Consider the following 21,573-nt stretch of genomic DNA (forward strand, 5'->3'; position numbering starts at 1 on the left):
TGGGGACGGTGTACGGAAACACTGGCTGGGCGGCGCGGTCGGGTCAGCCGTCCGGCCTCGTCACGACGGCCTTGAAGTCGGTGACCGTGTTGAGCATGTTGTTGGGCATGGTGGGCGCGTCGACCGGGGTGCCCCGACGGGCATCCGGCACCGGACGGTACGAGCGCCGCCACAGCTCCCCCGCGCCCACGTTCCGCCGCTCCGCCACCACGTCGTCCGGCAGCTCGAACGGGGCGGGGAAGGGCAGGTAGCGCGGCAGGAAGTCGGCCAGCATCCGCTCCTGCTCGGCGAACGACCGAGGGTCGGAGTCGGTGTCGTTGAGGCAGAACACGTCGCGGTGCCGGCGACCCAGCAGTTCGGCCAGCCGGGCGGGGGTCGAGGGGTGACCCAGGTCGGCGTACTCGTACTCGATGTCGCCGGGGACGGCCTGCGCGGTCAGGAACGCCCAGTACTGGTGCAGTGACGACGGGATGGACAGGTCGCCGTGGTGCCGGAACCGGTGCCGCGCGGTGGCCGCCACCTCGTCCGGCAACATGCCCTCGATCTGCTGCATGATGCTGCGGCGCAGCGCGAACGGGGTGTGCTTCATCTTCTGCGTGATGGTCACACCGAACTGCCGTTGGATGTGCCGACGGTTGTTCTTTCCGGCGGCCTTCACCGGCGGGTCCTCCGGCTTCGCCTCCCCCAGGCCGAACTGGGCCGGCGAGGGGAAGAACTTCGCGATCCCGTTGGCGTGGAAGAAGTGGTTAGGCAGCAGCGGACGACCGAGGAACACGTCGTCGTTGAGGTAGAGGAAGTGTTCGGCCAGGCCGTCGATGCGGTGCAGGCGGGACTCGATGGCGTGCGAGTTGTACGACGACCGGCCGCCGAGGTCGGCGAAGAGCTCGGCGTGCGAGATGACCGTGATCATCGGATGGCTCGGGTCGAGCCAACTCGGCAGTTGACTGTCGGTGATCAGGAAGATCCGCCGCAGCCAGGGCGCGAAGCTGTGCAGCGAGCGCAACGAGTACCGCAGCTCGTCGCGGTTGTGGTAGCGCGACGAGTTCGCGGCGACCGCGTGCAGCGGGCCGTCCGGAGCGCCGAGCGCCAGCGACTTCCGCTTCAGCCACTGCGGGTCGGAGCCGTCCACCCAGGTGTAGACGGCGTCGATCGGGAAGCCGACCCGGTCCGGCGCCCGGACGGCCAGGTCCCGGCGGGTGCCGTAGGTGTGGTCGTCGGCCTCGGGCACGAAGTGGCTCATCAGCGCCGCCGCCACCCGGACCGGCTGGGCCTGGGCGGGGGCCTCGTCGACGACCCCGTTGCGCCGGGGAGCACGGACCATGTCCCCGTGCCGGCTCCAGAACTCGATCTCGCAGGCGTATTGGGCGCCGAGGACCACCCCGGCGCGGGCGTCGGTCACCGGGAAGCAGACCTGGATAACCTCGGTCGGGGCGCCGTCCGGTTGGTCCCGACGGGGTTGGACCTGCACCACCCGGACGTCCGCGCCGGACAGCGTCGGCGCGGTGCGGACGAGGCGTTGCACAGCCGGCCGTTGGTCGTCGAGGACCGCGACGGTGCTGCGCAGGTGGTCGTCGTTACGAATGCAGTGGTATTCGATGCCGGCGGAGTGCAGCGCGGTGGTGACGGCGGTGAGGTTGCGGTGCCACTGCTCCAACGGGGTCGCCGTGGCGACGACCTCGGCCCGGGTCCGAACGCCACCGTCGGTCACGGCCACCCGGGCGCCGAGGTGATGCACCGTGTCGCCGCCGCGCGGTCGGGAGAGCGTCTGCACCAGGCCGATCCGCCGGTGTGCGGGCAGCAGACCCAGCAGCCGTCGCCGTGCCGACGACGGTAGGAGTCGATAGATCTTCAGAGCGATCACGCGCTGGGCCGTCCGCTCGGGACGGCCCACTCGTCAGTGGGCACCCGTCAGCCCTGCGGACGGGTAGCGGGGTGAGATCCCACTCGCGATGATTCGACACAGACTCGCGCAGCCATCACTGCATGCCCTTCCACAGATCCCCCGTTGACACTGCGTGGCGATCCGGCGTCGGCCGCGCGACGCCTGGTGGCGGCTGTCGGCGGGACACCGGTCTCCGGGCCGAACCGGGTTCTCCCGCGAGTGGGAGTTGCTGGCCGCCGCAGGTGGCCCGGGGCAGTGCGTTTACCTGCAGGCAATCAAACAACCACATGATCGATACCTGACCCACCGCCAAAAATGGCATAAGGGCGGTATGCGCCTGTTCGCCAAGATAATCCTGGCCATTCGGGTGGTTCAATGACACCGGGACGGTCGGGCGAACGTATCCCCGCGAAGCTCCTCAACCGCGGGCGGGACCGGTACGGCGGTCGCCAGCCCTCCCGGTGACCTGGCAGAGTGACGGGGTGACCGAGACCGAACCCGCCGCGACCAGGGTGCTGCACCCACCGGTCGGCTATCGGCTGACCGCCTCGGTCCGGGCGCTCACCTTCAGCCCGTACGATCCGTGCGCCCGGGTGGCGGCCGGCACCTTCTGGTGGGCCACCCGCACCCCTGACGGTCCGGCCACGCTCGCGCTGCGGCCGGCTGGCGGCGAGTTGCTCGCCGAGGGGTACGGGCCCGGAGCGGAGCACGTCCTCGCCCGCGCCGACGCGATCGCCGGGCTGCGCGACGACCTGACCGGCTTCACCGAACTGGCAGCGGCGCACCCGCTGGTCGCCCGGCTGGCCCGGGAACACCGGGGCCTCCGGATGCCCGCCACCGGGGAGGTCTTCCCCCGACTTCTGCGCGCGGTCTTCGAGCAGAAGGTCACCGGCAAGGAGGCCTACCGGGCGTACTCGGCGATGGTGCGGCACTTCCGGGAGCCGGCTCCCGGCCCGTTGCAGCCGCTGCTCCTGCCGCCCGAGGCAGCCACCGTGGCCGCGGCCCCGTACTGGGTGTTCCACCCGTTCGGGGTGGAGCAGCGCCGAGCCGACACGCTCCGTCGCGCCGCGGCGCTCGCCGACCGCCTGGAGCGCAGCACCGACGCCGCCGACGCCACCCGCCGGCTGACCGCGATTCCCGGCATCGGGCCGTGGACGGCTGCGGAGGTGGTCCGGATCGCGTACGGCGACCCGGACGCGGTCAGCGTCGGCGACTACCACATCCCGAACACCGTGGCCTGGGCGCTGGCTGGCGAACCGAGGGGCGACGACGCCCGGATGATGGCCCTGCTGGAGCCGTTCCGAGGTCACCGGGGCCGGGTGTGTCTGCTGCTGGAGGCGGCCGGCATCCGGGCACCGAAGTACGGCCCGCGCGCCCCGATCCGCTCGTTCGCCCGATTCTGAGTCGCTCCGGCGCCCTGGTGGTCAGCGACCGGCGCAGAGCCGACGCAGGGTACGGCCGAGCCACCAGGCATACGTGTGCTGCACGGCCCGGACCGCCGGGCCTCCGGCGCGGGTGAACCAGCGGTCGGGCAGGCTGAACGCGCGGACCTCGAACCAGACCGCGCCGGTGTCGTCACGGACGACCTCGAACGCCTCCTCGCCCCGCTCCGGGTGCCCGGGCAGGGTGCCGTAGCCGAAGCCGGCGAGCGTGGGCGAGTCCGCGCTCCAGACCACCTGGCACGGCCCCCAGAGGCGGGCCGGGCCGACGCCGAGGCCGGAGGCCACCAGCACACCGGCGGTGGCCCGCGGCGCGTCGGTGCGGATCCGGACGCCGGCGGCGCGGTGCAGCCGCCAGCTCAGGACCGCGTCGGCGGCGGTCTCGAAGCAGCCGGCGGGCAACGGATACCGGTGGCGCAGGTGGTGGTACCCGCCGGGCAGCGGCCCGTGCCGGGTCGACCCCACCTCCGGGTACGTCAGCTCGGCCACCGTTGCCCCCTCGACCTCGACCGGACACGGGTCAGGGTACGGCCGGCGCGGTCGGGCCGCCCGTCGATGGCAACGGCGGCTGTGGTGTGCTGCCCCGATGAACGCCGAGGCGAGCATCGTTCCGGCCGGTGTCGTGGACGCCGGCGAGATCCTCACCGTGCAGCGCGCTGCGTACCTGAGCGAGGCGCAGCACTACACCGACCCGTTCCTGCCACCGCTGACCGAGACGTTGGACGAGGTGGCGGCGGTGCTGGCCGGCCCGAGCATCGTCCTCGCCGCCCGGTTGGGGCACCGACTGGTCGGCTCGGTGCGGGCCCACCTGGCCGGGGACACCGCGCACGTCGGCCGCCTCTCGGTCGCCCCGGACCAGCAGGGGCGGGGTGTCGGGGCGCAACTGCTCAGCGCCGTCGAGCGGGCCTGCGCCGGCCGGGCGGCCCGCTTCACCCTGTTCACCGGCGCGGACAGCGCGCGCAACCTGCGGTTGTACCAGCGGCACGGCTACCGGATCGTGGCGCACCGTCCGGACCCGAACGGCATCTCGTTGGCAGTGCTGGAGAAGCCGGCCGTCAGCCCCGCTCGCAGCGACGCCTGAGCCCGTCGGCCTCCATCCGCACGTAGCGGCGGAACAGCCCGCCGTACAGCCGGCCGATCAAGCCGGCCAGCGGGCCGGACTGGCTGAAGGCCAACTCGACGCGGGTACGCCCGTCGGGCAGCGGCAGCAGCCGGTGCTCTGCGGTGGTCCGCACACCCGGCGCGTCGGAGACCCAGACGAACTCCCGCCGCTCGGTCAGCTCGGTGACCCGCCAGACCGCTGGCCGCAACTTCGGCTGGGTCAGTCGTGCGGTAGCGCCGACGGTCAGCGGACCCGGCTCCCCCCGCTCGGCCCGGGTCACCGAGTCCGTCCACTCGGGCCAGCGGGACACGTCGACAAGCACCGCCCAGACCTGCTCGGCATCCGCGGCGATCTCGGTATCGGCCTCGAACCGCATGGTGTCCCCTCCCCGGCGGCGCCGCTCGGCACCGCCACGGGTGCAGACGAGGCCGCCGGGAGCATTGTGACACCGGAGCTCGATCCCGTCCGGCCCTCCTCAGTGGAGGCACATCGGGCCTGGCAACCGGCAGTTCCCGGGGCCACACCGCACGACGCCGACCGCGCGGATCAGGCGGCCTCGCGCAGGTCGGCCAGGGTGAGCGGGGTACGCCGACGCAGCAGCTCCTCCAACTCGGGCACCGAGCCGACCTCTCCGAGCACGTTCCGGCCGCCGCCGAACCGCTCCGGGTAGCGGCGGGTCAGCCGGAACCGGTAGCGGCCCCGGATCAGCTCGACGCTCACCCGCCACCGCCCGCAGCAGTCACAGACCCACTCGGACACCTCGTGAAAGTAGCTCTGACCTGCGGTTATGCGATTCGCCCGGTGGGGACGAGCGACGCGTAGGGGGACACGCCACCCCGCCATCCACGGTGATCTGCCTCACGACTGTCGGCACCGTCTGATTGACTGGTCGGCGTGGACCTGCCGATCAACCCTCCGGTCGAGCCGATGCTGGCCAAGAGCGTTCCCAAGCTGCCCACCACGCCCGGGGTGACCTACGAGCCCAAGTGGGACGGGTTCCGGTGCATCGTGTTCCGCGACGGCGACGAGGTCGAGTTGGCCAGCCGGGGCGGCAAGTCGATGACCCGCTACTTCCCCGAGGTGGTCGAGCAGGCCCGCCAACAGCTACCGGAGCGGTGCGCGGTCGACGGGGAGTTGATCGTGATTCGGCGCGACGGGCCGAGCGGCCAGCCACGGCTGGATTTCGAGCTGCTGGCCCAGCGCGTCCACCCGGCCGCGTCCCGGGTGAAGATGCTGGCCGAGACCACCCCTGCCGACTTCGTCGCGTTCGACCTGCTGGCGATCGGTGACGAGGCCCTGCTCGACCAGCCCTACCCACGCCGCCGGGAGCGGCTGGTCGAGGCGCTGGCCGGGGTCCGCCCGCCGGTGCACGTCACCCAGGTCACCACCGACCCGGACACCGCGCGGCGCTGGTTCGACGTCTTCGAGGGCGCCGGGCTGGACGGTTTGATCGTCAAGCCGGCCGACCTGCCGTACGAGCCGGGCAAGCGACTGATGTTCAAGGTCAAGCATGCCCGCACGGCGGACGCGGTGGTGGCCGGCTTCCGCTGGCACAAGTCCGGCCCGGTGGTGGGCTCGCTGCTGCTCGGCCTGTACGACGACGCCGGGGTCCTGCACCACGTGGGCGTGAGCGCGTCGTTCAGCATGGCCCGCCGCGCCGAGTTGCTCGACGAGCTGGCGCCCTATCGGGACACCGGCGGGGAGCACCCATGGGTGCACGGCGACCACGAGCGTGGCCAACGCATCCCGGGTGGGGTCAGCAGGTGGACCGGCACCAAGAACCTGGAGTGGGAGCCGGTGCGCCCGGAGCTGGTGGTCGAGGTGGGCTACGACGCCATGGAGGGCGAACGGTTCCGGCACACCGCGCAGTTCGTTCGGTGGCGCCCGGACCGCGACCCCCGATCCTGCCGCTACGACCAGCTCGACCGACCGATCCGCTTCGACGTGGACCAGGTGCTGCGCGGCGACCCGACGGCCACCGTGGACCGAGCCGCCACCGGCTCGGCGTAGCCTGGCCGTCGACCCGATTCCGGAGGACCACGTGACCCGCACCGCCGACCAGCCTCGGATGGCGTCCAGCCGCCGGGTCCGTCGTACTCTGGCCGCCTTCGTCGTCGCCGCGCTGCTCACCGCCGGTTGCACGCTGCCAGCGTTCGCGCCGCGCACCGAGGTGGAGGGCGCGGCCGCCCCGACCGGCAGCGCACCGAACTGGAAGCCCTGCCCGGAGGTGCCCGACGAGTTGGTCGGGCGGAGCGCACCCAACATGCGCTACGAGTGCACCCGGATCGCGGTGCCCCGTGACTGGGGCACCGGCGGCGGGGCGAGCGCCGGCCCGGGCGCCGGGCAGACCTTCGAGATCGCCCTGCTGCGCGCCCGGTCCACCAAGCAGCGCGACCGGGTGGGTTCGTTGGTGATCAACCCGGGCGGTCCGGGTGGTTCCGGTGTCGACACCGCCGTCTACCTCTCCTTCGGCTCCCAGTTCGGCGGGCTGCCCGCCTCGATCACCGAGCGCTTCGACATCGTCGGCTTCGACCCGCGCGGGGTCTCCCGGTCCAGCCCGGTCAAGTGCATCTCCGACGCCGACCTGGACGCCAGCTTCGGTTTCGACCCGGACCCGGCGAGCCAGTCGGCATTCGACGGCTTCGTCGGCCTGAGCCAGCGGATCGGGCGCGGCTGCGGCGACCGCTACGGCGATCAGTTGCCGCTGTACGGCACCGAGCAGGCCGCCCGCGACATGGACGCGGTACGCGCCGCCGTGGGCGACGACAAGCTGACCTACCTGGGCTACTCGTACGGCACCCTGCTTGGTGCCACCTACGCCCAGCTCTACCCGCAACGGGTGCGGGCGCTGGTGCTCGACGGCGCTGTCGACCCGCAGCAGCGGCTGGTCGAGGGCTCGGAGAGCCAGGCCCGCGGCTTCGAACGGGCCTTCACCAACTTCACCCGCTGGTGCGCGGCGAACGCCGGCCGCTGCCCGATCGCCCCGGACGCCCGCGCCGCTGTCACCTCGGCCATCGACAAGGCCAAGGTCTCCCCGGTACGCGGCGCCGACGGGCGGGAGGCCACCGCCGGCTGGGTGTTCTACGCCGTCATCTCCTCGCTCTACACCGAATCCGGCTGGCAGGAGCTGGCCCGGGCGATCGACAAGCTCGCCGAGGGCGACCCGAAGGACGTGTTCCGGCTCGCCGACGCGTACGCCGGCCGGGAGGACAACGGCCACTACTCGAACCTGTTCGACGCCAACCTGGCCATCAACTGCGCCGACGAGACGGAGAAGCCGAGCCGGGAGCAGATCCGGCGGTTGCAGTCCGAGTGGCGCGGAAAGTACCCGCTGTTCGGGCCGGCGTTGGCGGTCGGCATGCTGAGCTGCGTCGAGTGGCCGGGCGGGCGTGACCCGTACCCGACCGGGAAGGCGAACGGCGCGCCGCCGATCGTGGTGGTCGGCACCACCGGCGACCCGGCGACGCCGTACGAGCAGACCCCGCGGCTCGCGTCGATGCTGGGTGTCGGTCGGGTGCTGACCTGGGAGGGCGAGGGGCACACCGCGTACCCGCAGACGTCCTGCATCACCAACGCTGTCGACGCGTACCTGATCGACCTGACCGTGCCACCGGAGGGGCAGCGCTGCCCGGCCCGCTGACGGGCTGGGTCGGCGGCAGTGGGGGCAGATCGATCCCCTGCCGGGTGGCCAACTCCTCCAGCAGCGCCCGCATCCGGCGCACGTCGGCCTTGAGCTGTTCCTGCTCCTCATGCTCGAAGGCGTTGTCGTCGACGATGAGCCGGCTCGCGAAGTGCGCGGTGATCAGCGGGATGACCAGCAGCACCATCGTCGAGATGAGCAGCGCGGCCAGTGTGCGGCCCGCCCAGGTGGTCGGCGAGATGTCGCCGTATCCGACGGTCGAGGCGGTCACCACAGCCCACCAGACGGCATCGGCCGGGCTGCGCTCCTCGACCTCCCCGTAGATGACCCCGGCCACCACGATCATCAACAGGTACGAGGTGATCAACGTGCGGGGCGAGTTCGCGAACCACACCAACGCGCGGTACACCCAGCGGAACGGCAGTAGCACTAGCTCCATGCCGCCCCATGCTGCCCGTTGCCCGCAACCGGCACAGGCCCATTCGCCGGTTTCGCTGTGTCAGGATCACCGTCATGAGCGACGTGACCTACCGGGAGGCGGTCCGGGCCGACCTGCCCACCGTCATCGCCCTGCTCGCCGACGACGTCCTGGGTAAGGCCCGCGACTTCACCGAGGTCGACGAGGCGTACGAGAAGGCGTTCGCGGACATCAGCGCCGATCCGCGCAACCAGCTCATCGTGGCCGAGCAGGATGGCGAGCTCGTCGGCTGCCTGCAGATCACCTACATCCCCGGCCTCGGGCGGCACGGCAGCGAACGGTCCCTGATCGAGTCGGTCCGGGTCCGCTCCGACCGGCGTGGTCAGGGGCTGGGCCGGGAGCTGATGACCTGGGCCGTCGACCAGGCCCGCGAGCGTGGCTGCGCGCTGGTGCAGCTCACCACCGACAAGACCCGCGCGGACGCGCACCGCTTCTACCTGGGCCTCGGTTTCGTGGCCAGCCACGAGGGCATGAAGCTCGCGCTCTGACCCGGCGTCGCGTCCATCCGGCGGGGCACTCCGGTTCGACGATGCTCGGCTGGGCTACCTGCTGATCCCGCTCGCCGGGTCGCCTGCTGACGGCCCGGAGCGCACCGACCGGCCCGAACACGACCGGCCCGACCAGACGCGGTAGGGAACGCCTCGCCCTACCGCCGGGCCAACGCTCTGGGGCTGATGTCGTAGACGAGTCACCCCCGGCGATTCGTCTACGACATCAGCTCCACCGCGAGCGCCAAAGCGCCGCACCCGCGACGGCGTGGGCCAACGTCGAACCCCTGCCCGGCAGCGTCAGCCGTCGACCAGACGGCCGTCGCGCAGGACGAGCACCCGGTCGGCGAGGTCGATCAGGGCCGGGTCGTGCGTGGCCACCAGCGCCGTCATGCCACGGGCGTGCACCACCGCGCGCAGCAGGTCCATGATGGATCGGCCGGTCTCCGAATCGAGTTGACCGGTGGGCTCGTCGGCGATGAGCAGGTCCGGTTCATTGGCCAACGCACGGGCCACAGCGACCCGCTGCTGCTGCCCACCGGAGAGCTCGTACGGGCGCTGCGCGGCGTGTCCGCCCAGGCCGACCAGTTCCAGCAGCACCGCGACGCGTTCCTCCCGCTGCGCGGCCGGCACCTGCGCCAGCCGCAACGGCACGCCCACGTTCTCGGCGGCGGAGAGGATCGGCACCAGTCCGAAGGTCTGGAACACGAACCCGACGGTGCCCCGGCGCAGCCGCAGCAGCTCCGCCTCCCCGGCCGAGGTCACCTCGTGTCCGGCGACCACCACCTGGCCGCTGTCCGGCCGGTCCAGCCCGCCGATCAGGTTCAGCAGCGTGGTCTTGCCGGCACCGGACCGACCTCGGATGGCGACCAACTCGCCCCGGTTGGCCGTGAACGACACGTCCCGCACGGCGTGCACGGCGTGCTCACCACGGCCGAAGGTCCGGCTGACCCCACTGACCCGGACCACCTCGCCGGAGTGCGCAGAGGGCGTACCGCCGAACCCGGCCGCGCCGGTCACCATCATGTTCTGCCGGCTCATGCCCGCGCCCCCCGCTCGTCCGAGGCCCGGTCGCCGGGCCGTACCTGCACATGGTCCGGCTCCAGGTCGAGCCGGACCCGCTCCTTCAGCGAGAGCGCGTCGACGAACGCCGCCGGGAGCTGCATCCGACCGTTGCGGTCCAGCACCGCGTACTCCTCGCTGACCAACTCCGTGTTGCCGTCCGCGTCGATCCGCGCGGTCCGGCGTACCTCGGAGGCGGTCCGGCCGTCGCGGATCGCGACGGTCCGGCGGACCTGCGTGGCCACGGCGTGGTCGTGGGTGACGACCACGATCGTCACGCCCAGTTCCGCGTTGATGGTGCGCAACGCCGCGAAGACCTCCGCGCCGGTCGCCTCGTCCAGCTCACCGGTCGGCTCGTCGGCGAAGAGCACCTCCGGGTCGTTGGCCACCGCCACCGCCACCGCGACCCGCTGCTGTTCGCCGCCGCTGAGCTGCCCGGGGCGCCGGTCCGCGCAGTAGCCCACACCGACCAGGTCGAGCAGTTCCCGGGCCCGCTCCCGGCGGGCCTTGCCGCTGCGCTTGCCGGCCAACTGCATCGGCAGCTCGACGTTCTCCAGCGCGTTGAGGTACGGCAACAGGTTGCGGCCGGTCTGCTGCCAGACGAACCCGACCAACTGCCGGCGGTAGCTCAGCCGTCGCTTGGCGGAGAGCGAGAGCAGGTCGTAGTCGGCCACCCGGGCGATACCGGCGGTCGGAGTGTCCAGGCCGGAGAGGATGTTGAGCAGTGTCGACTTGCCCGAACCGGAGGCACCGACGATCGCCACCAGCTCGCCCCGGTCGATGACCAGGTCGAGCCCCTGCAGGGCGACCACCTCCACCCCCTCGGTCTTGAAGATGCGCACCAGGCCGTCGCAGACGATGTGCCCGCGGAGGCGGTCCTGCCCGCCGGCCCGCTCGGCGGCGCGAAGCGCTGCCCGCTGTTGCAGGGCGGCCAGGTCAGGCACCAGTGGAGTCTGGGCGGTAGCGGTCATCTCAGCTCTCCTCTCCGAGCCGAAGCACCTCTCCGAGGCGCAACCGGCGATTGTTCAGGGCCTCGACGGCGACCGCGAAGCCGAGGGCGACCGCCCCGAGCGCGAGCACCGCGGCGACCAGGCTGGGCTCGAACGCCACCCGGACGGGCACACCATCGGTGAACGCGGACAGGCCGAGCACCGGGTTGAGCAGTAGGGGCAGTACCGCACCGACCAGCGCGCCGGTCAACACCGACACCGCTACCAGCGGGGTCAGCTCGACCAGCAGCAGCCCTCGCCACTGCCGGCGGGAAAGGCCGAGGGTGCGCAGCCGGGACAGCACCTGACCCCGGGCGCGCGCGCCGGCCAACACGGTGAACGCGATGGCCAACAGCCCGAGCACTGTGCCGCCGACGGCGCCGGCCACGAACCCGAAGGCCAGCACCCCGTTCGCCCCGCCCTCGCCAAGGTCGCGGCGGACGTCCGTCCGGGTGTCGACGGTGACCCCGATCATCCGTTCCCGACCAGTGACCGTGCCGTCCCGCTGGTAGCGCTCCTGCCCCTGGTCGCCGGCGACGCGCAGCGCCTCGGCGTCCAACGAGTCCCCGGCGATCAGCAGGCTGGTCGGCACGGGTGTGGTGGTACGCGTCGGCAGGGCCTGCCAGGGCAGGACCACGAACCGGCTGGCGTTCGCCGCCAGCATCGGGAAACCGTCCTGCGTGCCGGCCACCCGGAACTCGTACCGCTGGCCCTGCACCGAGATGAAGGCGGAGTCGTCCAGCCCTGCCTTGGCCAGGTCGGCGGCGACCGCTGGTGAGACGATCGCCGGCAGCGGACCGGGGCCGGGCGCGGCGGTGCGCAGCGCGGCCGGAATCGACAGGTCCACCCGGGAGTCGCGGGCCACCTTGTCCAACCCCGACCCGTCGACCAGCAGCACGTCCGTCTGCCCGATGAAGGCGTCGGTGCCGACCTCGTCGGACGCGAACCGCTCGTCGTCCTCGTACAGCACCCGGGTGACGGCCCGGACCCCCGGCAGCCGGCCCAACTCGTCGATGGTGTCGGGTGCGAAGCGCTCCCCGCGGATCACCGCGTCGGCGGGCACGATCTGCGCGGCGGCCCGTTCCCTGCTCGCGTCGACGCCGGCGGCCACGACCGCGCAGAACGCCGCGGTGCCGATCGCCAGCACCACCACGACCAGCGGGGCGGCGACCGCAGCGCGGCCGGCGCGGGCCGTGCCGAGGAAGGCCACGCTGCCCCGGGTCCGCGCGGCCAGCCGGCTGACCAGCAACAACGGCCAGGGGTACGCGCGCAGCGCCAGCACCGCCGCCGCGACCGCGAGGAGCACCGGCACCGACACGAGCAGCGGGTCCACCTCGCCGAGGGTCAGACCACGCCGGCGCAGCAGCACCGCCGCGAGCCCGGCCAGGAGCAACAGGGAGACCTCGACAGTGAGCCGACGGGCCGACGGGCGCACCCGGATCAGGTCCCGGCGAGCCGCTCCGCCAACCGGTACGGCAAGCGTCGCCAACGGCAGTGCCAGCGTGACCAGCACGGTCACGCCGATGACGTACGGCGTGGTCGGATCCGGGGCACCGGGGAACAGCGTGCCCAGCCACCAGCCCAGCACGGCGGCGACCGGCACCACCAGCACCGACTCGGCGAGGCTGCGCCGGGCGCCGGCGGTGGCCCCACCTCCACGGGCGCGCAGCAACGCGAACTCCGAGCGACGTCGTCTGGTGGCGAGGCTGGCCGCGAGCACGATGAGCCCCGCCAGGGTGGCCAGGACGCCAGCCGCGATCACCGCGAGCAGCGTGCGGACGGCGTCGATCTGGGCGGCGAACGCGCGCAACGGAACGTCGACGCCCTGGGTCAGGGTGAGCCCCGTCGGCTGGTTGCGCTGCATCACCTGCAGGCCGTCGATCATCTTGTCCAGCTCGCGTGCGTCGATCCGGTCGACGCCCAGTCGGTACCGCCAGTTGGACTGGATCGCCCAGCCCTCGGCGGCCCGCTTGTTGAGAGGCGACTGCGCGACGACGCCGACGATGACGAACGGCTGCCCATCACCCTGCGGTTCGATGATCCGCAGTAGCTGTGGGAGCCCGTCCCAGATGCCGTTCGCGCGGTCGACGGGGCGGAACAGCCCGGTAACCACCAGCGGGTCACCGTTGATGAGTCTGCCCTTGTCATCGGTTCTGCCGATGCGCAGTTGGCTGCCGGCGCGCAGGTTGAGCTTGCGGGCCACGTCGACGTCGAGCGCCACCTCGATCGGCCGATCGGGAACGTAGGTCTCGCTCGGCCACGCCCCCTCGACGAGGGTGCTCGCGCCCTGGATGTCGGGCATGGCCCGCAGGCCCATGTCGACCAGCAGGTTGCGGGCTGCCAGGTCCGGTCCGACCACGCGGGCCTCTGCGGTCTCGACGCTGTACCACCGCTCGGTCACCGCCGAACGCACCGGCGGCGGCATCTCCGCGGCCAGGGCGTCGAACCGTTCGGCGGCGTCGCCCATCGCCGTCCGCCGCGACGTCGCGGGCTCAAGGCTTGTGGTGTACGAGATGTCCCGGCGGGCGGCCGGCTCGCTGTTGAGTTGTGCTCGCAGCCCCTGTTCGGCGAGCCGGTTGACCAGCCGGGGCACTCCGCTGATCAGCAGCGTGACCACCAGGGTCAGCACCGCCAGCAGCAGAAACTGCCCCCCGTACGCCCGGACCCGCCGGACGGCCGCCCCGACGCTCATCGTTCTCCCCCGATTCGCAGCTGCACCGCCGCCACCCGCTGACGGATGCCGGTGGCGATGAACGCGCTGAAGGCGAGCGCCGCCAGCAGCAGGCCGACCGCGGTCAGGCCGATCGGCACCCAGGGCAGCACGAACGCCGCCGGGGGTGTCGGCCGGCCGGCGGCCGGGGTGAGGATGACCAGTGGGGCCATCGTCGCGCCGACCGCGGTGCCGAGCAACAGCCCGACGCCCACGCCGATGCCGGCGAGGAACGTCTGTTCGGCGAGCAGCGCCCGGGCCATCAGCCGGGGCGTGGCGCCGAGGGTGTGCAGGACCGCGAACTCGCCGAGCCGACGCCGGGCGGTGGCCCACACGTCCACCATCAGGCCGACGAGGGCGAGCAGCACCGCGCCGAGCGCGGCGGCGAGCATGCCGGTACGCGAGCCGCGCCAGTACGGGTCGTCGGCGGCCGCCTCGATGGCCGCCTCCCGGTTGAGCACTGTGACGCCCGGGAGCGCGCTGACCGCCTGGGCGGCGGCGTTCGCGTCGGCGGCGCCGACCCACCATTCCGGTACGGGTCGCACCGCGCCGCTGCTCCGGATCATCGCGTCGACCGCGGCTGGAAGGTCCAGCAGGACGCCTTCACCGGTGGTGGCCGGCACGGAGTCCAGCTCGCCGACCAGGTGAACCGGCAGCGTCGCCCCGGAGAGGGTCAGGTCGACGGTGTCGCCGACGCGCAGGCTCAGCGCGTTGCGGACCCCGGGCGTCATCAGCACCGGGATGGGCTTGTTGTCTCCGCCCGGCACGACAGCGAACCGGGTGGGCGGCTGGTAGGCGAACTGCCCGCCGGGGATCACGTCGACCGCGCGGGCTGCGGCGAACCCGGCGCCGGTGGTCCGTACGGGCATGGGCTCCTGCCCGAGGGCGGTCACGGCCCAGTCGCCGCCCAGTTCGGTCGGTTGCTTCGTGCCGTCGGCCTTGACCACCGTCAGCCCGTCCACCTGGAGCTCGTAGGAGTTGCCGGCGGCCAACCCACCGTCGGCCTCGAAGCCGGCCAGCCGTAGCCGCGCTCCGCCCAGGTCGGGCAGTCGCGCGGTGAACGGGGTGGCTCGGCCGTCGCTGTCGGCGTTGGCCGCCGGCAGCCGCAGGGCGAGCCCGTCGGGGGTGGTGAGCAGCAGCGTCACCGCGACCTTCAGCGACCGGGCGGCATTGCTCACCGGGGTACGGATCGTGCCGGTGATCTCACGCGCTCCGGCGGGCAGTTCGACGCCGGCTGGCTCTCCCCGCGCGCCGACCATCCTCCGGTACTGCTCCGACGCCGATCCGTCGGCGAGACGGTCGGCGAGCCGGACGACGCCCGGGGCGCTGGCCGGGTCGACAGCGATCACCGTCGCCGGCAGGTTCTCCCGTCCGACCCGGATCTCGTCCCGCCACGCCGGCAGTACCCGGTCCACGCTCGGCAGCGCGGCGATTTCACCGCCCCGGGTCGGCGGGGCGCCCCCGGTCCGTTCGGTCACCCGGAGGTCGGCGCCGACAGTGTGGCCGGCCTGCTCGACCTGGGACCGCTCGCCGGTGCTGATCAGCGACCAGGCCAGTGTGCTGCCACCGACGGCGAGGGCGAGCAGCAGCACCGGGCCGGCGTGGGGACGCCGGCCGGCCTGCCACATGCCGAACATGGTGGCGGTCCAGGGACGTCGGTCGACGAACCGCTCCGCGAACCGGGTGAGCGGCGGAAGCACCCGCAACGCCAGCACGGCACCGGCCAGCACACCGAGCGTCGGGGCGGCGACCAGCAGCGGGTCGAGCCCGAGCTGGCCACCCGAGCCGGCCAGCGGGGAGGCGTACCGGCGTAGCTGCACCCAGGCGAGCACGGCGAGCGCCACGAGCACGAGGTCGACGCTGGCGCGTTGGACGCTCGCGGCCCGGTTGGGCCGGGATCGGGCCGCCATGTCGGCGACGTACGTCCCGGCGCCCCGCAGCGTCGGCAGGACCATGGCGACGAGGCAGCCGGCCGCGGTGGCCGCTGCCGCCGCCCAGACCAGTGTGGTGTTGCCGCCGGCGGTGTAGAGGTCACCCGACCCGCCGGGTCGGATGTACCGCAGCGCCTCACCGGCGATCAGTGGACCGAGCACGGCGGCCGGGGCGACCACCAGGGTCGCCTCACGGGCGGCCAGGCCGGCCAACTGCCGACGGGCGGCGCCGCGGGCGCGCAGCAGCGCGGTCTGTGGGCGACGGTCCTCGTGCAGCAGCGCGGCGACCAGCACCAGCGCGTACCCGGCGAGCACCAGGATGAGCAGCAGCGGGGTGGCCAGCGACGAGCGACCCACCAGGTCGGCGCGGCCGATCCGGTCCAGCAGCTGCGGCATCTTGGTCACCGTCTGCCCGGAGCTGCCCAGTTGGGCGGCCTCGGGTACGGCAGTGATCGCCTCGGTGAGGGCTCTCCGAACGGTGGGCAGGTCGGCGGTGTCGACGGTGCCGAGGTCCGGTTGGGCCAGCCAGGACGCCGACACCGAGCCCGGGAAGGTGGCCGCGAAGTCGGCCGGGTCGAGCGTGAACGGCCCGTAGGAGGTGCCGGAACTGGCGCTGCCGGTCCCCACGCCGGGGGCCAGCAGCCAGTACGCGTCCGCCGGGTCGCGGGGCCGCCAGGTGCCGGCGAGCACCAGTTCCCCGCGTCGTTCGGTGGCCCTGTCGCGCACCGGGACGCGTTCTCCGACGGTCAGGCCGAGTGTGCCGGCGACCCGCTCGGGCAGGCTCACCTGGACGGGGTTCGCTCCGGGGGTGGGCCAGGCTCCGGTGGTCAGCTCCGCGTGGCTGGCGAGGTCGGTGAACGTGGCCAGGTTCGCGAAGACCGGTTCGTCGGCCGTCCGCGGGATCTGCCCGAGGTCGCCGGTCAGTTCCCGGCCGGTGCCGTAACGGGCTGCGGTGACACTGACCGGGACGCCGCCGAGCCCGGTGGCGAACTCGGCTCGGACCGCCTTGTCCCGGGTCGCGAACTCGGCCGCGTCCCGCCCACCCGAGCCACTGACCAGAAGGCCGCGCTCCTCGGCGGGCGAGGCGGCGACCAGTGCCCGCTGCCCGGCGTCCACCGCCCGACGGTTGTAGTCGGACAGCCCAGTCACCAACGCGACGGCGACGAGGGCAGCGATCACCGCCGCGACCAGCAACCCTCGCGCCTCGCGGGCCCGCCTCCACACCAGCTTCATCCGACGCCTCCCCTGGCCCTGACGGGCCGACGACCATCAAGACAGGCGACCTACCGGGAAAGGTTCGCGCCCGTTACATGATCGTTATTACGGGAGGGGTCAGCTCGCGCCGGCCAGTGCGCCTGGGCGACTAACCGCCACCTCGGAGGTTGCGGATGCCGAAAACGACCGCGCCGAGTACGAGCACGACGCCCAGGAGTTGAAGGCCCGGCGAGTCGTCGGCCTCCCCGTGCACGATTCCGGCGACGCCGAGGGCGACCACGAGAACGGCGGCGACGGTCAGGACGTACTTCATGGGGTTTCCTCCTCGACCCACTCCAGCAGGTCTCCGGGCTGGCAGTCGAGCACTCGGCACATCGCTTCGAGGGTGCTGAAGCGGACCGCCTTGGCGCGGCCGTTCTTCAGCACCGCCACGTTGGCGGGGGTGAGCCCGACGCGCTCGGCGAACTCTCCGACGCTCATCTTGCGCTTGGCCAACTCCACGTCGATGCGGACGACGATGGGCATCAGATCACCGCTTCCATGTCGGTCCGCAGGGTGGTGGCCTGCCGCAACAGCGCCCGCATCACCACCATGAGAAGCCCCAGCACGCTGACGCCCACCGTCAGCAGGAACAGCAGCAGCGGCAGCCCCGGGTCGTCGGCGTTGAACCCCACGTAGAGGAAGACACCTACGAGCACCACCCACGCGGCGGCGATGGCCCACACGATCGCGTCCACCCACTTCAGGGACGCTTCGGTGAAGATGCGGTCACTCTTGACCAGGCTGAGCAACTTCCAGGTCGCGACGATGACGACCTGGACGCACAGCACCCAGAACACCGCCACGGCAGTGGCCGGCCACCGGAGGTAGGCGTCCTGCGGCGATTCCGCGGCCATGTGGGCGAACTGTCCGGGCAGGGAGAAGGTCTGAAACAGGACCAGGACTCCGAACAGCACCACGAGGAAAACTCTGAGAGCGGCAACCGCTCGATGCTCCGTAACCATGCATCGAGTTTCGCTCGTTACCTATCGAAAGTCAATCGGTTGCCGGGACATTGACGCCCGCTCAGGACGACGTCGGCCCGGGTGCCGGCCTCGCCTTCTGGGGATAGAACGTCTCGTGACGGGCCAGCATGGCGACGAATTCACCGATCTTGCGCTCGCGGGTCTCCGCCCGCTTGACGGCATTGAGGCGATGGATGAGAGCGAAGCGGTTGGCCTTGGTGAGCACGTCGAGCATGGCCTGAGCAGCGGGCTCGGCGGCGATGGCGGCGAGCAGGTCGGCCGGCACCTCCGCCTCCGACGGCGGGGCGTAGGCGGCCGCCCACCGCCCGTCCGCCTTCGCGGCGTCCACGGCGGCGCGGCCCGCCGGCAACATCCGCCCCTGCTCCTCCAACCGGGCCACATGCCCGACGTTGCGCTGGGACCAGGAACTGCGGGGCCGACGCGGGGTGAACCGGATCCAGGACGACTCCTCGTCCCGCTTGCGCGCCTGCCCGTCGATCCAGCCGGCGCACAGACCCTCGTCGACCGCCTGCTGCCAGGTCACCGTCGTGACAGTGCCACCCTTCCTGGTCAGGGCGAGCCAGACGCCGGGCGACGTGGCGTGGTTGGCCGACAGCCACGCGCGCAGGGCGTCGGCGTCCGCGACGATCAACTCATCCAGCTCTGTGCTCGCCATGACGGCAGGCTAACCGCTGGCGCCGACACCGCGGCTCCGCTGGTCGGCCGGGCCAGACCGACGCGCGCCGATTCTCGAGGCTTCGGAGAGGACAATTTCGTCTGGCGTCAGACGATCTGACGTCGTACGATGGAGCCGTGAAAACCCTTCCTGCCCCCGAGCCGTGGACGGCCGCCCTTCCCGAGGCGACACCGCCACCCGACATGGCGATCCATCAACTCCCCACTGGCACCTACGAGACGCGGGCGGCATTCGCCCTTCGCGGTGGCTCGTTCCGTGACAAGCGGCAGTTCGCCGCCACCGCCATCCTCGTGCGGCACCCGAAGGGCGACTTCCTCATCGACGCCGGCTTCGGAGCCGACGTCGCGGCGCACGTCGCCATGCAGCCGCGCTTCGCCCGCGCCCCCTTCCAGAGCACCCGAACCGTGCGTGAGCAGCTCGACGACAGCGGTTACGACCGCACCAGGCTCCGCGGGGTGTTCCTGACGCACTCGCACTGGGACCATGCGAGCGGCCTCGACTCGCTCGACATCCCCATCTGGATGAACAGAGGCGAGCTCGAGTACGCCGCGAGCGACGGTGACGGAAAGGTCTTCCGCGCCGTCTCGCCCGGCCACGAGATCCGCGAATACTCCTTCGACGGCCCCGCGTACCTCGGCTTCTCGGCGAGCTTCGACGTCCACGGCGACGGGTCCCTGGTGCTGGCGTTGGCCGGCGGCCACACGACGGGATCCGTTGTCGCGTTCGTGACCCTCCCGTCGGGGCAGCGCTACGCGTTCATCGGCGACCTCACCTGGCAACTGGACGGAGTCCATCGGCGGGTGGAACGCCCCTGGCTGCTACGGGCCCTCGCCGACAGCGACGCCGAACAGGTGCGGCAGGGCATCCTGCGATCGGCCGCGTTGACCGAGCTGATGCAGGTCGTCCCCGCCCACGACCGGCGCGCCTACGAGGGAATCCCGCTGTTGTCGGGTGCGGCGCGATGACCGCCGGACCGGCGCCGTCGCTCGACTCCGAGATCACCTGGCTGTTGCACCGCGCCGCCCAACGGATGCACGTGGTGACCGGCGAACAGGCCGAGAGGCACGGCCTGCACCTGCGGGACTACATCGTGTTGAGCGCGCTGGACAAGACACCCGGGCTGACCCAGGTCGAGCTGGCGAGGACCCTCGGGCTCGACAAGACCACGCTGATGACCCAGCTCGATCGACTCGAGCAGAAGAATCTCGTCGTACGTCACTCCGATCCCCGCGACCGCCGGCTGCGCATTCCGGCCATCACCACCACCGGCGAGGAGGTACGGACGCGGGTCGCCCACGCCAGCGAGGAGGCGGAGCGGAACGCGATGGCCGGCTTCAGCCAGGCCGAGGTCGACACGTTCCGCCGAATGCTGTTCGCGATCATCGGCACGGCGGTGGACCCGGGGTCGTGCCTGTGATGCTCGGCGAGCACAGATAGCTCGGTGCTCAGGCGGTCTCGTCGCCACTGGTGCGCTTGGCGCGGCTCGGCTGCACCCGTTTGGGCTCGCCGGGCATCTTCGGGTGGTCCGGCGGGTACGGCATGTCGCCCTGGCCGGCGGCGGCGTCCCGCTCGGCCCACTCCAGCAGCGGGGTGATATCCCACGGTGCGTCGTCGATGCCGGCGTGCGGATCACCTCGCTCGGCGAGCCGGGCCGGCACGGTGCGCAGGTCGAAGTCGTCCGGGTCGACGTCGGGTAGCTCGTCCCAGGTGACCGGGGTCGAGACGGTGGCCCGCGCGTTGGCCCGCAGCGAGTACGCGCAGGCGATGGTGCGGTCGCGCGCCATCTGGTTGAAGTCGACGAAGACCCGGGTGCCGCGTTCCTCCTTCCACCAGGCGGTGGTGACCAGGTCGGGGTTGCGGCGCTCCACCTCCCGGGCCAGCGCGATGGTGGCCCGGCGCACCTCGGTGAACGTCCAGCGGGGTTGGATGCGCAGGTAGACGTGCACGCCCCGGCCGCCGGAGGTCTTCGGCCAGCCGGTCGCGCCCAGCTCGTCGAGGAGCGCGCGGACCTCGCCGGCGGCCCGCGCGGCGTCGGCGAAGTCGGTGCCGGGCTGCGGGTCCAGGTCGATGCGCAGCTCGTCGGGGCGGTCGACGTCGGCGGCCCGCACGGGCCACGGGTGGAAGACGATGGTGCCCATCTGCGCCGCCCAGGCCACGTGCGCCAGATCGGCCGGGCAGAGCTCCGCCGCGTTCCGACCGCTCGGGAAGGTGATCTGCGCGGTCGTCACCCACGGCGGCACCCCCCGGGTGGGCACCCGCTTCTGGAAGAACGCCTCGCCCTCGACGCCCTCGGGAAAGCGTTGCAGCGTGGTCGGTCGGTCCCGCAGGGCGCGCATGATCCCGTCGCCGACCGCGAGGTAGTAGTGGAAGACGTCCGACTTGGTGAACCCCCGCTGCGGGAAGATCACCCGATCCGGACTGCTCAGGCGGACGGTGTGCCCGGCCACCTCGACCTCTGCGGCCGCAGCCTTGGTGCCACCCATCCCGCGACCTTATGCCACGCCCCCGACGTTCGACGTACCGTTGACGGGTGAGTCTTGACGACAACGAACTGCCCCGTACCGACGAAGAGTGGCGGGTCCGACTGACCCCCGAGGAGTTCCACGTTCTACGGGAGGCCGGCACCGAACGCCCGTGGACGGGCGAGTACGTGGACACGAAGACCCAGGGGGTCTACCACTGTCGCGCCTGCGGGCTGGAGCTGTTCTCCAGCGACACCAAGTTCGACTCGCACTGCGGTTGGCCGAGCTTCGACGACGCCATCCCGGGCCGGGTCAAGGAAATCGAGGACCGCACCCTCGGCATGGCCCGTACGGAGATCCGCTGCGCGCGCTGCGACAGTCACCTCGGGCACGTCTTCCACGGCGAGGGCTTCACCCCGAAGGACACCCGGCACTGCGTCAACTCGGTCTCCATCAAGCTGGAACCCCGCTGAC

General features: G+C 72.1%; 22 protein-coding genes. 8 read left to right on the forward strand and 14 right to left on the reverse strand.

The genetic code is table 11. From position 1 onward, the window contains the following. Window positions 1-43 precede the first annotated feature (43 nt). Window positions 44-1,861, reverse strand: a complete 1,818-nt coding sequence (locus NIE111_RS05345) for a stealth family protein (RefSeq protein ID WP_238683312.1) — start codon at window positions 1,859-1,861, stop codon at window positions 44-46. Window positions 1,862-2,364: 503 nt separating this feature from the next. Between NIE111_RS05345 and NIE111_RS05350 the strand changes: the two genes are divergently transcribed. Further along, window positions 2,365-3,285 carry a DNA-3-methyladenine glycosylase family protein gene (locus NIE111_RS05350; RefSeq protein ID WP_238683313.1) on the forward strand — a complete coding sequence of 307 codons (921 nt, stop codon included), beginning with the start codon at window positions 2,365-2,367 and terminating at the stop codon, window positions 3,283-3,285. Window positions 3,286-3,306: 21 nt separating this feature from the next. On the opposite strand, the gene NIE111_RS05355 is transcribed toward NIE111_RS05350, so the two are convergent. After that, on the reverse strand, window positions 3,307-3,810 hold the full coding sequence (locus NIE111_RS05355) for a DUF1990 domain-containing protein (protein WP_238683314.1): 504 nt from the start codon (window positions 3,808-3,810) through the stop codon (window positions 3,307-3,309). Between the two features lie 97 nt (window positions 3,811-3,907). Between NIE111_RS05355 and NIE111_RS05360 the strand changes: the two genes are divergently transcribed. Beyond that, window positions 3,908-4,402, forward strand: coding sequence for a GNAT family N-acetyltransferase (locus NIE111_RS05360; RefSeq protein ID WP_238683315.1), 495 nt, complete (start codon window positions 3,908-3,910; stop codon window positions 4,400-4,402). Here NIE111_RS05360 and NIE111_RS05365 read toward each other — a convergent pair. Together NIE111_RS05365 and NIE111_RS05370 are read right to left on the reverse strand one after the other, a co-directional pair. Continuing rightward, window positions 4,377-4,799: an SRPBCC family protein gene (locus NIE111_RS05365; RefSeq protein ID WP_238683316.1), complete on the reverse strand. Its 423-nt coding sequence runs from the start codon at window positions 4,797-4,799 to the stop codon at window positions 4,377-4,379. The two genes, NIE111_RS05360 and NIE111_RS05365, sit on opposite strands and share 26 nt — an antisense overlap. Window positions 4,800-4,969: 170 nt before the next feature. Continuing rightward, entirely contained in the window at window positions 4,970-5,182 is a 213-nt protein-coding gene (locus NIE111_RS05370) for a hypothetical protein (RefSeq protein WP_124858806.1), read from the reverse strand. Between the two features lie 135 nt (window positions 5,183-5,317). Here NIE111_RS05370 and NIE111_RS05375 point away from each other — a divergent pair, with 135 nt between their 5' ends. Next, window positions 5,318-6,433 (forward strand): ATP-dependent DNA ligase, encoded by a 1,116-nt coding sequence (locus NIE111_RS05375; RefSeq protein ID WP_238683317.1) that lies wholly within the window; start codon window positions 5,318-5,320, stop codon window positions 6,431-6,433. A gap of 58 nt (window positions 6,434-6,491) precedes the next feature. Then, a complete protein-coding gene (locus NIE111_RS05380) occupies window positions 6,492-8,063 on the forward strand; it encodes an alpha/beta hydrolase (protein ID WP_238683391.1) in 1,572 nt (523 codons plus the stop codon). Here the strand turns inward: NIE111_RS05380 and NIE111_RS05385 are convergent. Further along, on the reverse strand, window positions 7,990-8,502 hold the full coding sequence (locus NIE111_RS05385) for an ion channel (RefSeq protein WP_238683318.1): 513 nt from the start codon (window positions 8,500-8,502) through the stop codon (window positions 7,990-7,992). The genes NIE111_RS05380 and NIE111_RS05385 overlap by 74 nt on opposite strands. 74 nt (window positions 8,503-8,576) lie before the next feature. Here NIE111_RS05385 and NIE111_RS05390 point away from each other — a divergent pair, with 74 nt between their 5' ends. Then, a complete protein-coding gene (locus NIE111_RS05390) occupies window positions 8,577-9,029 on the forward strand; it encodes a GNAT family N-acetyltransferase (protein WP_238683319.1) in 453 nt (150 codons plus the stop codon). Window positions 9,030-9,329: 300 nt separating this feature from the next. Here the strand turns inward: NIE111_RS05390 and NIE111_RS05395 are convergent, their stop codons facing one another. The 8 genes from NIE111_RS05395 to NIE111_RS05430 form a co-directional block, all read right to left on the reverse strand. After that, window positions 9,330-10,052, reverse strand: coding sequence for an ABC transporter ATP-binding protein (locus NIE111_RS05395; RefSeq protein WP_238683392.1), 723 nt, complete (start codon window positions 10,050-10,052; stop codon window positions 9,330-9,332). Window positions 10,053-10,066: 14 nt separating this feature from the next. After that, window positions 10,067-11,062: an ABC transporter ATP-binding protein gene (locus NIE111_RS05400; protein ID WP_238683320.1), complete on the reverse strand. Its 996-nt coding sequence runs from the start codon at window positions 11,060-11,062 to the stop codon at window positions 10,067-10,069. A 1-nt stretch (window position 11,063) separates the two neighbouring features. Further along, window positions 11,064-13,772: an FtsX-like permease family protein gene (locus tag NIE111_RS05405; RefSeq protein WP_238683321.1), complete on the reverse strand. Its 2,709-nt coding sequence runs from the start codon at window positions 13,770-13,772 to the stop codon at window positions 11,064-11,066. Then, a complete protein-coding gene (locus NIE111_RS05410; RefSeq protein WP_238683322.1) occupies window positions 13,769-16,954 on the reverse strand; it encodes an ABC transporter permease in 3,186 nt (1,061 codons plus the stop codon). Before NIE111_RS05410 ends, NIE111_RS05405 begins: the two co-directional genes overlap by 4 nt. Before the next feature lie 130 nt (window positions 16,955-17,084). Next, window positions 17,085-17,249, reverse strand: coding sequence for a hypothetical protein (locus NIE111_RS05415; protein WP_238683323.1), 165 nt, complete (start codon window positions 17,247-17,249; stop codon window positions 17,085-17,087). Continuing rightward, complete coding sequence (locus NIE111_RS05420; RefSeq protein WP_030336216.1) at window positions 17,246-17,461, reverse strand: helix-turn-helix domain-containing protein; 216 nt, start codon at window positions 17,459-17,461, stop codon at window positions 17,246-17,248. Before NIE111_RS05420 ends, NIE111_RS05415 begins: the two co-directional genes overlap by 4 nt. Next, on the reverse strand, window positions 17,461-17,895 hold the full coding sequence (locus NIE111_RS05425; RefSeq protein ID WP_238683324.1) for a DUF2975 domain-containing protein: 435 nt from the start codon (window positions 17,893-17,895) through the stop codon (window positions 17,461-17,463). The genes NIE111_RS05420 and NIE111_RS05425 overlap by 1 nt, the downstream gene beginning before the upstream one ends. A gap of 106 nt (window positions 17,896-18,001) precedes the next feature. After that, window positions 18,002-18,616: a YdeI/OmpD-associated family protein gene (locus NIE111_RS05430; RefSeq protein ID WP_238683325.1), complete on the reverse strand. Its 615-nt coding sequence runs from the start codon at window positions 18,614-18,616 to the stop codon at window positions 18,002-18,004. A gap of 137 nt (window positions 18,617-18,753) precedes the next feature. Here NIE111_RS05430 and NIE111_RS05435 point away from each other — a divergent pair, with 137 nt between their 5' ends. Both NIE111_RS05435 and NIE111_RS05440 read left to right on the forward strand, forming a co-directional pair. After that, window positions 18,754-19,602 (forward strand): MBL fold metallo-hydrolase, encoded by an 849-nt coding sequence (locus NIE111_RS05435; RefSeq protein WP_238683326.1) that lies wholly within the window; start codon window positions 18,754-18,756, stop codon window positions 19,600-19,602. Next, a complete protein-coding gene (locus NIE111_RS05440) occupies window positions 19,599-20,054 on the forward strand; it encodes a MarR family winged helix-turn-helix transcriptional regulator (RefSeq protein WP_238683327.1) in 456 nt (151 codons plus the stop codon). The genes NIE111_RS05435 and NIE111_RS05440 overlap by 4 nt, the downstream gene beginning before the upstream one ends. A gap of 28 nt (window positions 20,055-20,082) precedes the next feature. On the opposite strand, the gene ligD is transcribed toward NIE111_RS05440, so the two are convergent. Then, window positions 20,083-21,120: a non-homologous end-joining DNA ligase gene (ligD, locus tag NIE111_RS05445; RefSeq protein ID WP_238683328.1), complete on the reverse strand. Its 1,038-nt coding sequence runs from the start codon at window positions 21,118-21,120 to the stop codon at window positions 20,083-20,085. Window positions 21,121-21,167: 47 nt separating this feature from the next. Here ligD and msrB point away from each other — a divergent pair, with 47 nt between their 5' ends. Further along, window positions 21,168-21,572 carry a peptide-methionine (R)-S-oxide reductase MsrB gene (gene msrB / locus NIE111_RS05450; RefSeq protein WP_091400676.1) on the forward strand — a complete coding sequence of 135 codons (405 nt, stop codon included), beginning with the start codon at window positions 21,168-21,170 and terminating at the stop codon, window positions 21,570-21,572. Window position 21,573 lies beyond the last annotated feature (1 nt).

Origin of the sequence: Micromonospora hortensis, from assembly GCF_022230935.1 — a bacterium.
Lineage (GTDB): Bacteria > Actinomycetota > Actinomycetes > Mycobacteriales > Micromonosporaceae > Micromonospora > Micromonospora hortensis.

Coding starts and splice junctions, on each gene's coding strand:
- NIE111_RS05405 (WP_238683321.1), bottom strand. CDS start 13,772: ATGAGCGTCGGGGCGGCCGTCCGGCGGGTCCGGGCGTACGGGGGGCAG.
- NIE111_RS05365 (WP_238683316.1), bottom strand. CDS start 4,799: ATGCGGTTCGAGGCCGATACCGAGATCGCCGCGGATGCCGAGCAGGTC.
- NIE111_RS05440 (WP_238683327.1), top strand. CDS start 19,599: ATGACCGCCGGACCGGCGCCGTCGCTCGACTCCGAGATCACCTGGCTG.
- NIE111_RS05400 (WP_238683320.1), bottom strand. CDS start 11,062: ATGACCGCTACCGCCCAGACTCCACTGGTGCCTGACCTGGCCGCCCTG.
- ligD (WP_238683328.1), bottom strand. CDS start 21,120: ATGGGTGGCACCAAGGCTGCGGCCGCAGAGGTCGAGGTGGCCGGGCAC.
- NIE111_RS05360 (WP_238683315.1), top strand. CDS start 3,908: ATGAACGCCGAGGCGAGCATCGTTCCGGCCGGTGTCGTGGACGCCGGC.
- NIE111_RS05430 (WP_238683325.1), bottom strand. CDS start 18,616: ATGGCGAGCACAGAGCTGGATGAGTTGATCGTCGCGGACGCCGACGCC.
- NIE111_RS05390 (WP_238683319.1), top strand. CDS start 8,577: ATGAGCGACGTGACCTACCGGGAGGCGGTCCGGGCCGACCTGCCCACC.
- NIE111_RS05395 (WP_238683392.1), bottom strand. CDS start 10,052: ATGGTGACCGGCGCGGCCGGGTTCGGCGGTACGCCCTCTGCGCACTCC.
- NIE111_RS05410 (WP_238683322.1), bottom strand. CDS start 16,954: ATGAAGCTGGTGTGGAGGCGGGCCCGCGAGGCGCGAGGGTTGCTGGTC.
- NIE111_RS05420 (WP_030336216.1), bottom strand. CDS start 17,461: ATGCCCATCGTCGTCCGCATCGACGTGGAGTTGGCCAAGCGCAAGATG.
- NIE111_RS05385 (WP_238683318.1), bottom strand. CDS start 8,502: ATGGAGCTAGTGCTACTGCCGTTCCGCTGGGTGTACCGCGCGTTGGTG.
- NIE111_RS05380 (WP_238683391.1), top strand. CDS start 6,492: ATGGCGTCCAGCCGCCGGGTCCGTCGTACTCTGGCCGCCTTCGTCGTC.
- NIE111_RS05415 (WP_238683323.1), bottom strand. CDS start 17,249: ATGAAGTACGTCCTGACCGTCGCCGCCGTTCTCGTGGTCGCCCTCGGC.